The 463-nt window shown below is 52.9% G+C and carries 2 tRNA genes; both read left to right on the plus strand.

Annotation, left to right across the window (positions count from 1 at the left end):
- Positions 1–103 precede the first annotated feature (103 nt).
- Positions 104–180 (plus strand) — tRNA-Ile (locus tag QD356_RS17750).
- Positions 181–219: 39 nt separating this feature from the next.
- A tRNA-Ala gene (locus QD356_RS17755) sits at positions 220–295 on the plus strand.
- The last annotated feature ends 168 nt before the right edge of the window (positions 296–463 follow it).

Below are 463 nucleotides of genomic sequence, written 5' to 3' on the forward strand. Positions count from 1 at the left end.
GGAACCTGGGGCTGGATCACCTCCTTATCGACACTGTCTACTGCTCGCGGCAAGTGCTCACAACGAATTACCTGATCAAGTTAGTTTATCGAGTAGTAGTGTCGGGTCTGTAGCTCAGTTGGTTAGAGCGCACCCCTGATAAGGGTGAGGTCGGCAGTTCAAATCTGCCCAGACCCACCAAAAGCTTCGTGCTTTTGTCGACACGGTTTTGCCGACTTTGGGGCCATAGCTCAGCTGGGAGAGCGCCTGCCTTGCACGCAGGAGGTCAGCGGTTCGATCCCGCTTGGCTCCACCATGAAAGTCCGGTTCAGCTTCTACTACCTGATAACGCTGCACAGTCCACAGTGACAAGCATATCGCCTTCCTCGTGAAGGTTGTGTGACTTCTCACTGTTCTCTGAACAGCCGCTCTTTAACAATGTGAATCATGCTGACGATAGATGTGTGCGCCAAGCGCATGTCTA

Source organism: Cobetia sp. 2AS, assembly GCF_029846355.1.
GTDB classification, from domain to species: domain Bacteria; phylum Pseudomonadota; class Gammaproteobacteria; order Pseudomonadales; family Halomonadaceae; genus Cobetia; species Cobetia amphilecti.